Source organism: Achromobacter spanius (genome assembly GCF_002812705.1).
In the GTDB taxonomy this organism is placed as follows: Bacteria; Pseudomonadota; Gammaproteobacteria; order Burkholderiales; family Burkholderiaceae_B; genus Achromobacter; species Achromobacter spanius.
Window position 1 is genome coordinate 1,170,848 of record NZ_CP025030.1, and the last position, 13,659, is coordinate 1,184,506.

Consider the following 13,659-nt stretch of genomic DNA (forward strand, 5'->3'; position numbering starts at 1 on the left):
TATGAAGCCCATAACCGAACGACAAGCCGAAACTTTCGTCAAAGAGTCCAAGCTTATTTCGAAGCCGGGTGCGGTCATGAAAGTTCATGAGCTGACGCTTACCGACTTTGGGGTGCGCGCGATCACGAGCGGAAGCGCGGGCATTCGGCAGGGTGCGCGGGAAGATGCCGGGCCGCCCTCGCCATTGAAAACGTCGGCTTCCGCGTAAAGCCAGAAAAGGAAGCCTGCAGGCTTCCTTTTTTTACCGGGTAGATTTAACGCCGCCCCGCCGCCCTCAACCCAAAGCCGGCAGCATGTTGAACAGCAGCACCATGATCAAGCCTGCTACCGCCACGATCGATTGCACGACGGAAATCGTTTTGGTGGCTTCGCCCATCGTCATGCCGAACGACTCTTTCACCATCCAGAAGCCGGCGTGATTGGCGTAGTTGAAGAACAGCGAGCCGCAGCCGATCGACAGCGCCAGCAGCGGCAGGTTCAAGGTGGGGTCTGATCCCGCCAGCGGCGCCAGCAGGCCCGCCGCGCCCACGATGCCGACCGTGGCCGAGCCGGTGGACACCGATAGCAGCATGGCGATCAGCCAGCCCAGGATCAATGGCGGGAACGCGAATTGATGCGTCAGGTGCACGATGGCGTCGCCCACCTTGGCGCTGGTCAGCACCTGCTGGAACGCGCCGCCGCCCGCGATGATCAGCATGATGCCGGCGATGGGCTTCAGGCTTTTGCCCAGGCCGTCTCGCAGCTTTTCGGCGTCACCGCCGCGCATGAACACCAGCGTCACGGCGGCGAACAACACGCCCAGCAACATGGCGACCAGCGGGTTGCCCAGAAAGGCCGCCACGTGCATCAGGCTGGAATCCTTGGGCAGCAGCATCTCGGCCAGCGCGTGCACCAACATCAGCAGGGCAGGCAGCAAGGCCGCCAGGACACCCAGGCCGACGCTGGGTGCAGACGCGCCCGAACCGTGTTCCGTGGTGGCGGTGAACTGCTCCAGCAAGGCCTCGTCCGGGCGGGTCGTCATGCGCGGCGTGAGGAACGCGCCGTACAGCGGGCCACCCAGCACCATGGCGGGCAGGGCGGCAAGAAAGCCGTAGATCATCGTGGGGCCGACGGTGGTCTTCAAGGTGGCGATGGCGGTCAGCGGGCCGGGATGCGGCGGCACCATGCCGTGCATGGCGGCCAAGGCGGCAATGACGGGCACGCCCACGTAGATGTAGGCCGACCCTTTGAAGCGTTGCTGGCCTTCCAGCTTGCGCGCCACGCTGAAGATCAGCGGCAGCATGACCACCAGGCCCACTTCGAAGAACATGGGGATGCCGATGACGAACGCCACCAGCGTCATGGCCCACGGAATCATGCGAACAGAGGTGCGCCGCAAAATGGCGTTGGCCAGGCGCTCGGTGGTGCCGGAATCCGCCAGGATCTTGCCCAGCATGGCGCCAAGCGCGATGACCACGCCGACCGCGCCCAGCGTTTTGCCCGCGCCGTCGGTCAGGTTCTTCACGATAGCCGTGGGCGCCATGCCCGTGGCAAAGCCGACGCCGATCGACACGATCAATAGCGCCAGCAGCGGATGCATGCGTATGCGGGAAACGATGAGGGCGACCAGCACCAAGACGCTCACCAGGGCGGTGAGCAGCAACTGAATGTCGAACGAAGACATGGAGTAATCCAGAAAAATCGAGAAAGGTCGCGAGCCTTCTGGTTGTCATGATAAGGGATCAGCCTGACGCGCTTCGGTCACGCCGGAACTGCCGGACGAATAGGCAATTTCCGGCATGTGCGCCAAGCGCTTTCAGCCGATCAATCCGGCTTGATTCCCGCGGCCTTGATGATGGCCACGTTGCGATCCAGTTCGCTCTGCACCTTGGCGCGGAACGCGGCGGGGTCCTGGTAGGTGGCGTCAAAGCCCAGTTCCTGCAACCGGGCGCGCGTGTCGGGCTCGGCCATCACGGCCTGGATTTCCTTGGACATCTTGGTCACAACGGGCTCGGGCGTGCCTTTGGGCATGACCACGCCGAACCAGGTCTGGAAGTCGTAGCCTGCCACGCCGCCTTCCGCCACGGTGGGCACATCGGGCACCAAGGACGAGCGCTCGCCGCCGGTCAAGGCCACCGCGCGCACCTTGCCTGCCTTGATCTGCGGCAGGCCCGCCACCAGCGTGTCGATCGACAGCGGGATCTGGTTGCCGATCAGGTCCGTCATGGCGGGCGCGCTGCCGCGATAGGGCACGTGCAGCAGCTTGGCGCCGGTGCGCTGAGCCAGCGATTCGCCGGCGATATGGGGCGTGGAGCCGTTGCCGAATGACCCGAAGCTAAGCGGCTGCGTGGCCGACTTGCTGGTGATGTCGGCCACCGTGCCGATGCCGGTCTGCGGATTGGTCAGGATCACGAACGGCGTGCTGCCCGCCACGGCCACATATTCATAGCTCTTGAGGGGGTCGTAATTCAGATTCGAATACAGCAGCGGGTTCGACGTGAAGGTGGGCGCGCCCGTGATCATCAAGGTGTAGCCGTCAGGCGCCGCGCGCGCCACGGCCACCGCGCCGATGCTGGTGTTGGCGCCCGGCTTGTTCTCGATCACGACGGTCTGGCCCAGGCGCTCGCCCAGCTTGGCGGCAAACAGCCGGCCGATGACGTCGGTGGAGCCGCCAGGCGGGAACGGCACCACCATCGTGATCGGCTTGGAGGGATACGTGTCGGCCGACGCCAGCAGCGGCGTGGCGGCCAGAGCGCATACGGCGAGGGCGCTCGAAAAAGCTTTCTTCATGGATTTCCCCTTGTGTTGTGTTTGGAATGGTCAGTCGGGCAGCACGGGCGCCCGGCGCCAGTGCTGGGTGGCAAGCTCGAATGCATGCGCCAATTGCAGCAGCGCGTGTTCCTGCCGATAACGGCCAACGATCTGGATGCCGACCGGCAAGCCCTCATCGGTAAAGCCACAGGGCACGGAAATGGCGGGATGGCCGGTTAAGGACAGGTAGTAGCCCGAGCGCATCCAGTCGATGTAGTTCTGCATCGACGTGTCTTCAATACGGCTGACGGTTTCCTCTTCGACCGGAAAGGGCAGCACCTGGCTGACCGGGCCGATCAGGAATTCGTGGGTCTGCATGAAGGCATGCATGCGCGCGAACAGCGCCGCCCGGTCGCGCTCGGCCTGCAAGACGGCGGCGGGGGACTGCGTCAGCCCCAGTTCGATATTCCAGATCACCGTGTCTTTCAGTTGAGGGCGATGCTCGCGCAGCGCGGCCTCGTAGCCCACCGCGAAGACCTGGCCGCGCAGCGCTTGGAAGGCGTCGTTGGCGCCGGTGAAATCCGGGCACGCCGGCTCCACCCGCGCACCCAGGTCCGTGAAGACCGGCAACTGACGCTCCAGCACCTGCGTCACCGCGCGCTGCACCGGCAGGCCGCCCCAGTCGGGCGCGTAGGCGATGCGCACGCCCTTGAAATCGCGCGACAGGCTGTCCAGGAAGCGCGCTGGGTCCTGCTCGATCGCCAGGGGGTCGCGCGCGTCGGGGCCCGCCGTGGCGGCCAGCAGCAGCGCCACATCCGCCACGGTGCGCGCCATGGGGCCGGCAACCGTCAATGCGTTGTAGGGGCTTGCCGTGGGCCATTGCGGCACGCGGCCGGGCGAAGGGCGCAGCCCCACCACGTTGCAGAACGACGCCGGGTTGCGCAGCGAGCCGCCCATGTCGGTGCCATCCGCCAGGGGCACCATGCGCGCAGCCAATGCCGCCGCCGCGCCGCCGCTGCTGCCGCCCGCCGTCATGCGCAGGTCGTACGGGTTGCGGGTGGCGCCGAAGACCGTGTTGAAGGTTTGCGAGCCCGCGCCGAATTCGGGCAGGTTGCTCTTGCCCAGCGTGATGGCGCCGGCCGCGCGTTCGCGGGTAACGATAAGGCTGTCGCGCTCGGGCACGAAGTCGCGGTATAGCGGCGATCCGTAAGTCGTGCGCAGGCCGGCCGTCAGGAACGAATCCTTGTGCACGATCGGCAGGCCATGCAGCAAGCCCAGCGGGTGGCCGTTCGCTTGCCGTTCGTCGGCCAACGCGGCCTGGGCCAGCGCGCCTTCCCCGTCCAGCGTCACCACGGCGTTGACGTGGGGATTGCAGACGTCGATGCGCGCCAGGTGCGCGGCGGTGACCTCGCGGGCGCTGAGGTGGCCGGCGGCGATCTCGGCGCGCATCGCCACGGCGCTAAGGTCGCAAAGGGAAGAGGTGTTGCTCATAAGGCGGGGCTCATGCGGGAGACTCATACGGGGACTCATTCAGCGGCGTTGATGTATTGCTATGCGATACAAAGTATTGAATAATCAACTTTATAGTGCGTATTCAGCGCCCGGACAATTCGGGGAAACTAGCCCCGGCAAAGCCTTCGCGCCTCATCCACCCTTGCTTTCAGCGCCTTGCGCCCCTTCGGCTTCCCACTCATGACGACTCGCAAAACCCCGCTGGCCGACGCCGCCACACCCGACGCGGACGACGCCCTGTTTGTGGCCTCGCTGGAAAAGGGCATGCGGGTGCTGGATGCCTTTCGCGACGCCTCGGATTCACTGGGGCTGACCGACATCGCCACCCTGACCGGGCTGGGGAAAAGCGCCGCGCAGCGCTTCGTCCATACCTGGGAACGCCTGGGCTATCTGGTCAAGGACGCGGCCACACGCCGCTACCGGCTGGGTCCGCGCGTGGTGGAGCTGGGCTATTTCTTTTTGCGCAACGACCGCCTGGTGTCCATGGCCGCGCCGCATCTGGTCGCCCTGCGTGACCGCTGCGGGCTGGCCGTACACATGAGCGTGCTGGCGGGCAGCGACATGATCTATCTGCTGCGCCTGCCCAGCCGCCAGCTGACCCTGGCCGAGATGCTGCCGGGCCGGCGCATGCCCGCGTGGTGCAACAGCGGCGGCCGCATGCTGCTGACCCAGCAAGATGACGACGTCATCCTCCAGGCGCTACTGCACGCGCCGCCACGCGCCTTCACGCCGCGCACGGTGGTTGAGCCCGACGCCTTGCTGGCGCTGATCCGCCAAGCGCGCGACGACGGCTACGCGCTGACCGAAGACCAGGTATTGCAGAATCAGGTGGGCGCGGCGGTGCTGTTGCGCGATGCGCGCGATGTGCCGCTGGCGGCCATCAGCGTCAGCGCGCCTCGGCATGATTACCCCAGCGACCGGTTGCTGCGCGATATCGTGCCGCAACTGTTCCGCACGGCCCACGCGATCCAGCACGCTTGAACAAAATTTTCAGGCCGCTTTGCATTCTTCCCATTTTTTGTGCATAATTCGGCCCCTCTACCTGTTCCCCGATAGCTCAGTCGGTAGAGCGACGGACTGTTAATCCGCAGGTCGCTGGTTCGAGCCCAGCTCGGGGAGCCAAGAATTCAGCAGTGCATGTAATGCTTGCAGCAAGATCGCAGCAAAACCCGCATCGCTAGCAGTACCCCTAAAAGGCCCGCAACTTGTTTGCGGGCTTTTTGCATTGGCGATTGGCACAAGCGATTGGCAAAAGTGCTTGGCACTCGTGCTTTACATCCCGGCTTTCGAAACGCGTAGCATCACGTACATCCGTATCGAAATCACCGCGCGGCATCAAAGCGCAACACCACCGAGCCACACCTCCACCTTCCCCATGCGTTCCACGCGATCCCTGCCCGCCCTGGTATCCCTGCGCGCTTTTGAAGCGGCAGCGCGGCGCCTTAGTTTTTCGCTGGCCGCGCAGGAGCTCTTCGTCACGCAAAGCGCCATCAGCCATCACATCCAGCGGCTGGAAAGCGAACTGGGCGTTGCGCTCTTTGAACGCCGCACGCGCGCGGTGGCGCTGACGCCCGCCGGGCAGGCCTATTACGACCATGTGCACGCGGCATTCGAACTGCTGCGCCAAGGCACTGACCAGATCCGCGCACCCGCCACCGCGCGCGTCACGCTGAAGGTCGGCTTGCTGGCCTCGTTCGCCACGCGGTGGCTGGCGCCACGGCTACCCGCGTTTGCCGCCGCGCATCCCGGCATCGACCTGCAATTGCAGCCCGACATCGGTCTGGCCGACGTGGCGGGCGGCGAGGTGGACGTGGCCATACGCTATGGCCGTGGCGCATGGCCCGGCGTGAGCGCGCGGCTGCTCATGACGGAATCCCTGTCCGTGGTTTGCGCGCCGACGCTTGGGCGGGGACGCAAGCGCGCCCGCACCCCGGACGATCTGCTGCGTCACCCCCTGTTGACCTCGCACGCCAGGCAACCCTTTGAATGGGATGCCTGGGCGCGGCGCTTCGGCATGGACCTGGGCCGCGCCCAAACGGTGCGCCTGCATGACTACAACATCGTGGTCGAAGCCGCCTTGGCGGGGCAGGGGTTGGCCATGGGACGGCACCGGCTGATCGCCCCGCATCTGGCCAGCGGCGCGCTGGTGCAGGCGCTGCCCGACGCCGTCCTGCAAGACCCCCGCATAGGCTGGTGGTTTGTGACGCCACGCGGAGCGCTGTCACCGGCGGCGCTCGCCTTGCGCGACTGGCTGGCCGAAGCCGCCCGGGCGGACGACCCGGCCGGCGCTGCTACGCATTAGTTTGACTCATGCGTCGGGTGCAAGAATTGATTGGTCAGGCAGCGGCGCGGCCGATAGCATCAACACTTGCCTCCGTGCACTCGCCGTGCGACCCACGCACCGCATGCACCCCCTACTTATTCACAGGTGATCCGCCATGACTCAAACGATTTCCGGCCGCGTCAGCGAACTGGGCTACCCCCTGGAAGCGGCCGCCGCGCCCGCCGCCAACTATGTGCCTTTTGTGCTGGAAGGAAACCTGCTCACCATCTCGGGCCAGATCTCGCGCAAGGGCGGCAAACCGCAGTACCTGGGCCAGTTGGGCAACCAGATTTCCGATGCCGACGGCGTTGAAGCGGCCCGCCTGTCCGCGCTGGGATTGCTGGCGCAAATTGCCGCCGCCACCGGCGACCGCCTGGACCGCGTGGCGCGCGTGGTGCGCCTGGGCGTCTTTGTGGCCAGCACGCCCGACTTCAATCGCCAGAGCGCCATCGCCAACGGCGCCTCTGACCTGATGGTGGAGGTGTTCGGTGATGCCGGCCGCCATGCGCGCAGCGCCGTCGGCGTGGCGTCCTTGCCGCAAGGCGTGGCGGTGGAAATCGAAGCCGTCATCGCCCTGACCCCAGCCTGAGCCTTGGGCGCCGGGCAACACGCCGGCGCCTCCCAACGGCAACCCACCCACAGCCGCCACCATGTCCGCCGCCCCCAGTCCCGCCCCCCTCAGCCCCGCCACCATCCAGGCCTTGCGCGCCCAGACACCGGGCACGCAAACCAGCGTCCACTTCAATCACGCCGGTTCCTCGTTGCCGTCGTCCGGCACCGTGCAAGCCATCCAGGCGCATTTGCATCGCGAAGCCACCCAGGGCCCCATGGAAGCCGGCGTGGCCTCGCGCGCGTTGACGGAAAGCGCTCGCACGCTGGCTGCCCAACTGCTGAATGCACAGCCGGAAGAAATTGCCCTGACCAGCGGCAACTCAGCCGGCTGGGGCGCGGCCTTCGCGGCGCTTGCGCCGTGGCGGCCGGGCGACCGCATCCTGGTCGGGCGCCATGAATGGGGCGGCAACCTGGCCACCATGCGCTTTAGCGCCGAGCGCGCGGGCGCCGTGCTGGAGACCATTCCGTCGGACGCCAGCGGCTGCGTGGACGCCGACGCACTGGCCGCCATGCTGGACGAGCGCGTGCGGCTGATCACGCTGACGTGGTTGCCCGCCAACGGCGGCCTGATCAACCCGGCCGCCGCCATCGGCCGCGTCGCGCGCAAGGCCGGCATTCCCTACTTTGTGGATGCGGCGCAAGCGCTTGGCCAATTGCCGATTGATGTGGCCGACATCGGCTGCGACGTGCTCACCAGCGTGGGCCGCAAAGCCCTGCGCGGCCCGCGCGGCACCGGCCTGCTGTATGTGCGGCGCGGCTTCCTGGACCAGTTGACGCCCGCCTTCGTCGACACCCATTCCGCCCCCTTGGGCGTGGACGGCCGGCCCATGCTGCGGGCGGACGCCGCGCGGCTGGAACCGGCCGAAGCCTCGATGGCGCTGCGCTGTGGCTTGGCCCATGCCTTGCAAGAGGCGTTGGAACTTGGGATGGATGCCATCCGCGCCACCTTGGACGCTACCGCCCAAACGCTGCGCGCCGAGCTCGCGGCCATTCCCGGCATTACCGTGCTGGACCAGGGCCGTGAAAAATCCAGCCTGATTGCATTCAATCTGGACGGCTGGAACGCCGCCGACGTGCAGCGCGCGCTGGCGGCGGACGGTATCACCATCGGCAGCAATGGCGTGCCCTACACGCCGCTGGACATGCAGGCGCGCGGCCTGTCGCAGATTGCGCGCGTGTCGGTCAGCCCCCTGACCAGCAGCGACGAGATCGACCGCCTGCTGGATGCGTTGGGGCAGCTGGCGCGATCAGCGCCGGGCTGAACTCGGAACTCGGAACTCGGAACTCGCAACTCGGGCCTCGCCTTGAGTCCGAGATCCATCTACCCCGCCACCCGCCGCACAAACGGCGACCACTTGGAAAAGACCAGCAGGTTGCCGCCCATCACCAGCACCAGGCCCACCAGCGCGGGCGGCGTCCACTGGTAGCCCTCGGCCACCGTCGACACGCCCAGCGCCACCACCGGGAACAGCACCGTGCAGTAGGCGGCGCGCGCAGGCCCCATGCGCCCGACCAGCGTCAAGTACGCCGTGAACGCAATCACCGACCCCGGAATGGCCAGATAAAGCAGGGCGCCGACATACGGCGTCGACGTGTCGAACTGAAACGGCAGGCCGGCCACCAGGCAGCCCGTCAGCAAGATCGCCGCGCCGTAGAGCATGCTGTAGGCATTGCCGGTCAGGGGCCGCACGCCCGCGCGCTGCTGCAAGGACGACAGCATGTTGCCGGTGGAAAAGCAGAACGTGCCCAACAGGGCAAAGCCCAGTCCCAGCAAGGTTTCATGGCTGGCCTGCTGGCTGGCAAGCTCGGGCCAGAACAGCAGCACCAGGCCCGAAAAACCGACCGCCCCCGCCACCATCACGCGGGGCGCAATCCGGGTGCCGAACCACAGGCGGGCGTTCAGCGCGTTCCACAGCGTGGCGGCCGAAAACACCACCGATACCAGGCCGCTGGGGATCCATTGCGTGGCCGTGTAGAAGCACAGGAAATTCAAGCAGAAAAGACATAGCCCCTGGCCAACACAAAGCCAATGCCCGCGCCGGTCCAGCGTCTGCAGCTTGCGAGTCAAGCGCAGCACGGCAAACAAGACCAGGCCCGCCAGCGCGAAGCGATAAAAGATCGACACGGGAATGGCCACCACGCCCAGTTGCAGCTTGATGGCGATCCAGGTGGTGCCCCAGATGACGACAGTCAGGAAATACAGAAACAGGTTCACGATGCGATGCGCAAAAAAAGGGGACATGAGGCCGCCACGGTTAGGCCGCCCGCCTGACCGCCAGTGTGCGCCGCCCCCTTTCAAGGCGATTGCCGGATCTTGCTGTTTTTGCGCGGCCAGGCGGCGCGGCGCGCCCAAGATCGCTTAGCATTTCGCCACTATGGGCACCGCTGCTTCGGCCCCGGCCGACTTCTCCGTCTTTCGCACTTTGTCGCGTTCCACCGCCACGCTGGAACGCGCGTCGCCCTTGGGCGAAGGCATGGCCATCTCGCAATGGCGGCGCAGCGCGCACGAAACACTGGGCTACGACACGCCCGGCCATCACACGCTGTCGCTCTACCTGCATGGCGGCGACAAGTCGTTTCGTGTCGGCCGCGACACGCTGCATGGCGGCGCCGGAAAATTCTGCGTGCTGCCGGCCGAACACTATTCGCGCTGGTGCATGAACGACACCGTGCACTTTCTGCACCTGTACATCGCCCCCGAGCGGCTGGCCCGCGAAGCCGTCATGCGCCTGGACTGCGAGCCCCGCGCGCTGGAACTGCGCGACCGCACCTACATCCAGGACCCGTCGCTGATCGACGTGTGCCGGCAACTGCTGGGCACCGATTGGGCGCAACCCGCCGACCGCCTGGCCGCCAGCAGCGCCGCCGAAACCGTGCTGCACCATTTGCTGCAACAGGGCGTGGCGCGCAAGACGCCGCAACCCGCGCGCGGGGGCCTGGCGCCCGCCGTTCGCCGACGCGTCATGGACTATGTGGACGCGCACCTGCACGACCCCTTGACGCTGGACCAACTGGCGGGCGTGGCGGCCCTGTCCACCTACCATTTCGCCCGCATGTTCCACACCTCGTTCGGCGAGCCGCCGCACGCCTGGGTACGCGCGCGGCGCCTGGCGCATGCGCGCGGGCTGCTGGCGGCCGGCAAGGGCGACCTGGCCGGCATCGCGCAGGCCAGCGGCTTCGGCAACGCCAGCCACCTGTCGCGCGTGTTCCGCGAGGCCATCGGCCTCACCCCCGGCCAATACCGCAACGCACACCGCCAGCACTGATCGCGACCGCTCTCCGGTTTCGCCGTCGGGTCCGACGTGTGCCCAGCTCTCCGGCCGGGCTGTCTGGCCCGCTTTCCGCCCCCGTTGACGAATCCGCCCGGTCTACAATGGCGCATCGCCCTTTGCGGCCTCACGCCGCGGTCCGACCGCGCTGCCTACCGACGCGATGCCGTCCTCGACCTCTCGCGCTTTTGATCCCCCGCCTGGCCCCGCCGCCCCGCGCCCCTTGCGCGCGCATTGGCTGGCCGAACTCATCCGCCTGCGTGAAACGCATTGGGGTCCGATGGACGATGCGGACGCGGTCCGGCGCGTGCGCCAGCTTGACACCGATCTGCCGTCGCGCATCCTGGCCCGCGCCGACTTGCTGGCGCAACGCGAAAGCCTTGCCCCGCTGGTGGACGGCTGGAGGCGCAGCGCCCAGGCCATGCTGGCGGCGCTGTTCGTGCTGGCCCTGATGTCCGGCATTGCCGTGGCGCTGGGCGCATTGGGCGACGGTTCCCGACCCGTGAACGTGCTGTGGGCGCTGGGCGCCTTGCTGGGTCTGCACGCGCTGACCTTCCTGCTGTGGCTGGCCAGCTTTCTGCTTAAGCCCTCCGCCGCGACCGGACTGGGGCGGCTCTGGCTCTGGGCCACCCGTAAGCTCGCGCGCGGGCCCGACGGCGCACTGGTGCCGCAAGCCTTTCTGAACCTGCTGGCGCGCGCGGGCGCCTTGCGCTGGCTGTTTGGCGCGGTCAGCCATCTGCTGTGGCTGACCGCGCTGTGCGCCGCGCTGGCGGCCTTGCTGGTGGCGCTGTCCACCGCCAGTTACCGCTTCGTCTGGGCCACCACGCTGCTGGCGCCCGACACCTTCGTCTGGCTGACCCAGGCCATCGGCTGGCTGCCCGCGCATCTGGGCTTTCCGATGCCGGATGCCGCCGTCATCCGGGCCAGCGACGGCGCGCAGACGGTGGCGGCCAACGCGCAGGTGCGATGGTCGTGGTGGCTGATCGGCGTGCTGGTGGTCTACGGCATCTTGCCGCGCCTGCTGGCCGGGGCCTTATGCGTCGGCGCCACGCTGCGGGCGTTGCGCCGCTTGCGCATCGACCCCACGCTTGCCGGCTTCTCGCCGCTGCGCGACCGCCTGGAGCCGCCCGCGCAATCCACCGGTATCGACCGCCCGGTCGACGCGCTGCATCAGCCCCGCATGCAGTCCGCGTCCCTGTCCGCCCTGGCGGGGCAACCCGTGCTGCTGGGGCTGGAACTGCCCGCCGACCTGGCCTGGCCCCCCGCCGGCCTGCCCGCCAGCGTGCAAATGGCCGGCAACCTGGACACGCGCGAAGAACGCAACCGCGTGCTGGACGCCTTGGCCCAAGCCGCGGCATCGCGCCTGCTGATCGCCTGCGACGCCCGCCAAACACCCGACCGCGGCACCTTGTCGCTGATCGCCGAACTCTCCGCCCATGCAGGCCACACCGGCGTCTGGCTGATTGCTTCCTCCGAAGACGGCGCGGCCACGCGCGCCACGCTGTGGCGCGAGCGCTTGCTGGCGCTGGGTTTGCCGGCCGACGCCATTCTGCAAACGCCCACGCTGCCGCTCACGTGGCTGGAGGCCGGCCATGGCTGAGGACATCATCAAGATCGCCCTGGTCGGCCACACCAATACCGGCAAGACCTCGCTGTTGCGCACCTTGACGCGCGACACCCGCTTTGGCGAGGTTGCCGACAGCCCCGGCACCACGCGCCACGTGGAAGGCGCACGCCTGCGCCTGGGCGGGCGCGCGGTGCTGGAATGGTTTGACACGCCGGGCATGGAGGACAGCATCGCGCTGCTGGAATACCTGGAACGGCTAGGCGCCACGGACGAACGGCTGGACGGCCCCGCGCGCATCCGCCGCTTTCTGGACACGCCCGAAGCGCATGGCCGCTTCGAACAAGAAGCCCGCGTCCTGGCAAAAATGCTGGAGTGCGACGCGGCGCTTTACGTGATCGACGCGCGCGATCCCGTGCTGGGCAAGCATCGCGACGAACTCGCCATTCTTGCCGCCTGCGGCCGTCCCTTGCTGCCCGTCTTGAATTTCGTGAACGCGCCCGCGCACCGCGCCGATGAATGGCGCGGCGCCATGGCGCGGCTGGGCCTGCATGCCGTGGTGGAATTCGACACCGTGGCGCCGCCGCTGGACGGCGAGCAACAGCTCTACGCCAAGCTGGGCGTGCTGCTGGACCGCCACGCCGGCGCACTGGCGCGCCTGGCCGACAGCCTGTCCGCCCAACGCCGCGAACGCCACGCCGCGGCCTACGAACTGCTGGCCGATCTGCTTATCGACGTGGCGGCGCTGCATCTCACCAGCCCCAACGATGACAACGCGCTGACCGCTGCGTCAAACCAGTTGCGCGACCACGTGCGCCAACGCGAACAGGCCTGCGTGAACGCCTTGCTGGCGCTCTACAACTTTCGCGCGTCCGACTTCAGCGACGACGCGCTGCCGCTGCAAGGCGAACGCTGGGGCATGGACCTCTTCCATCCGCAGGCACTCAAGGACATGGGCGTGCAAGTGGGCATGGGCGCCGCCGCCGGCGCCATGGCCGGCGCGGCAGTGGACCTGCTCAGCGCGGGCCTGAGCCTGGGCACGGGCATGCTGATCGGCGCGGCAGCGGGCGGCTTGTGGCAGGGCGTGGAGAAACTGGGCAAGCGTGTCGCGGGCAAGCTGCGCGGCTGGCGAGAGATCAGTGTCGACGACGCCGTGCTGCGCTTGCTGGCCTTGCGCCAACGCCAACTGATCGACGCGCTGGAACGCCGCGGCCACGCCGCGCGTGAACCCTTGAAGCTTGCCCCGCCCGATGACGAGGCCTGGAAAAAAGGGCCTTTGCCCGACGCGCTGAAAGAAGCACGCAGCCGCCCGGAATGGTCAGCGTTGGGCAAGCACCATGAAGACAGCGACCGCCGCAAACGCATCGTTCAAGAGCTGGCGCGCTCCCTTGCCGCCGGCCCCGCCGACGCCACCTGAATGGCCACCAACCTGCACCATTCAAGGCAGACGGCAAGCACGGACTATCCCCAATCCAAACCGATTGACGCTTAAACGAATGCGTCTATAAGATTCGATCTGCATTGGCGCGGGCCCGTCCCGGTCATGACAATCAAAAGGGGTTGGGTCTATCGTGAAGTCGAAGTCTTCCGCAGTGATACCCGCAGTGATACCCGGCATCGCCCTCCACGGCCTGTGCGCAGTTCGCGCC

At 67.3% G+C, this 13,659-nt stretch carries 12 protein-coding genes and 1 tRNA gene; 9 read left to right on the forward strand and 4 right to left on the reverse strand.

Going from position 1 to position 13,659, the window contains the following annotated elements; genetic code table 11:
* The first annotated feature begins 1 nt into the window (after position 1).
* Complete coding sequence (locus CVS48_RS05265) at positions 2 to 208, forward strand: hypothetical protein (protein ID WP_050448899.1); 207 nt, start codon at positions 2 to 4, stop codon at positions 206 to 208.
* A gap of 66 nt (positions 209 to 274) precedes the next feature.
* Here CVS48_RS05265 and CVS48_RS05270 read toward each other — a convergent pair whose 3' ends face one another.
* From CVS48_RS05270 to CVS48_RS05280, 3 genes are all read right to left on the reverse strand, one after another.
* Complete coding sequence (locus tag CVS48_RS05270; RefSeq protein ID WP_100853558.1) at positions 275 to 1,663, reverse strand: GntP family permease; 1,389 nt, start codon at positions 1,661 to 1,663, stop codon at positions 275 to 277.
* A 140-nt stretch (positions 1,664 to 1,803) separates the two neighbouring features.
* On the reverse strand, positions 1,804 to 2,769 hold the full coding sequence (locus CVS48_RS05275; protein ID WP_100853559.1) for a Bug family tripartite tricarboxylate transporter substrate binding protein: 966 nt from the start codon (positions 2,767 to 2,769) through the stop codon (positions 1,804 to 1,806).
* Positions 2,770 to 2,799: 30 nt separating this feature from the next.
* Positions 2,800 to 4,221, reverse strand: a complete 1,422-nt coding sequence (locus tag CVS48_RS05280; RefSeq protein ID WP_100853560.1) for an amidase — start codon at positions 4,219 to 4,221, stop codon at positions 2,800 to 2,802.
* Between the two features lie 201 nt (positions 4,222 to 4,422).
* Between CVS48_RS05280 and CVS48_RS05285 the strand changes: the two genes are divergently transcribed.
* From CVS48_RS05285 to CVS48_RS05305, 5 genes are all read left to right on the forward strand, one after another.
* Entirely contained in the window at positions 4,423 to 5,223 is an 801-nt protein-coding gene (locus tag CVS48_RS05285) for an IclR family transcriptional regulator (protein ID WP_100853561.1), read from the forward strand.
* A 65-nt stretch (positions 5,224 to 5,288) separates the two neighbouring features.
* A tRNA-Asn gene (locus CVS48_RS05290) sits at positions 5,289 to 5,364 on the forward strand.
* A 253-nt stretch (positions 5,365 to 5,617) separates the two neighbouring features.
* The gene (gcvA, locus tag CVS48_RS05295) at positions 5,618 to 6,544 is read left to right on the forward strand and encodes a transcriptional regulator GcvA (RefSeq protein WP_100857518.1); all 927 of its coding nucleotides are present in this window, start codon (positions 5,618 to 5,620) and stop codon (positions 6,542 to 6,544) included.
* A 136-nt stretch (positions 6,545 to 6,680) separates the two neighbouring features.
* Complete coding sequence (locus CVS48_RS05300; RefSeq protein WP_100853562.1) at positions 6,681 to 7,154, forward strand: RidA family protein; 474 nt, start codon at positions 6,681 to 6,683, stop codon at positions 7,152 to 7,154.
* Between the two features lie 61 nt (positions 7,155 to 7,215).
* Positions 7,216 to 8,439 (forward strand): aminotransferase class V-fold PLP-dependent enzyme, encoded by a 1,224-nt coding sequence (locus CVS48_RS05305; RefSeq protein WP_100853563.1) that lies wholly within the window; start codon positions 7,216 to 7,218, stop codon positions 8,437 to 8,439.
* A 59-nt stretch (positions 8,440 to 8,498) separates the two neighbouring features.
* Here the strand turns inward: CVS48_RS05305 and CVS48_RS05310 are convergent, their stop codons facing one another.
* The gene (locus CVS48_RS05310; protein ID WP_100857519.1) at positions 8,499 to 9,392 is read right to left on the reverse strand and encodes a DMT family transporter; all 894 of its coding nucleotides are present in this window, start codon (positions 9,390 to 9,392) and stop codon (positions 8,499 to 8,501) included.
* 160 nt (positions 9,393 to 9,552) lie between these two features.
* Here CVS48_RS05310 and CVS48_RS05315 point away from each other — a divergent pair, with 160 nt between their 5' ends.
* From CVS48_RS05315 to CVS48_RS05325, 3 genes are all read left to right on the forward strand, one after another.
* The gene (locus tag CVS48_RS05315; RefSeq protein WP_100853564.1) at positions 9,553 to 10,443 is read left to right on the forward strand and encodes a helix-turn-helix domain-containing protein; all 891 of its coding nucleotides are present in this window, start codon (positions 9,553 to 9,555) and stop codon (positions 10,441 to 10,443) included.
* A 283-nt stretch (positions 10,444 to 10,726) separates the two neighbouring features.
* Positions 10,727 to 12,046, forward strand: coding sequence for a DUF2868 domain-containing protein (locus CVS48_RS05320; RefSeq protein ID WP_242001409.1), 1,320 nt, complete (start codon positions 10,727 to 10,729; stop codon positions 12,044 to 12,046).
* Complete coding sequence (locus CVS48_RS05325) at positions 12,039 to 13,427, forward strand: GTPase/DUF3482 domain-containing protein (RefSeq protein ID WP_100853566.1); 1,389 nt, start codon at positions 12,039 to 12,041, stop codon at positions 13,425 to 13,427. Before CVS48_RS05320 ends, CVS48_RS05325 begins: the two co-directional genes overlap by 8 nt.
* Positions 13,428 to 13,659: the final 232 nt, after the last annotated feature.